1 protein-coding gene is annotated in these 228 nt (G+C 58.3%); it reads right to left on the reverse strand.

Features of this window, described 5'->3' with window-relative positions:
• Positions 1 to 228: hypothetical protein (locus MFF64_RS37480; RefSeq protein WP_238194150.1), on the reverse strand; the 228-nt coding region annotated here is incomplete at both ends.

Consider the following 228-nt stretch of genomic DNA (forward strand, 5'->3'; position numbering starts at 1 on the left):
GGCGTTTTCAGCGCCAGCGCAATCGCTTCTTCACCACGCGTCGCATCACCCATGGTTTTCAGCGCAACGCCAAGTTGCAGCAGCGGTAAACCAGAAGCGGCATCTGCACGATGCCCCCAGATTTCACGCAGCGCACCCAGCGGAGCCTTTTGCTGACGGGCCAACACCAGCGCAGCGTAAGACTGTACGGCGAATTTACTGGCTTTGAGATTATCCGCGTACGGGATC

This window comes from Methylobacterium frigidaeris (assembly GCF_022179185.1).
Classification (GTDB): domain Bacteria; phylum Pseudomonadota; class Alphaproteobacteria; order Rhizobiales; family Beijerinckiaceae; genus Methylobacterium; species Methylobacterium frigidaeris.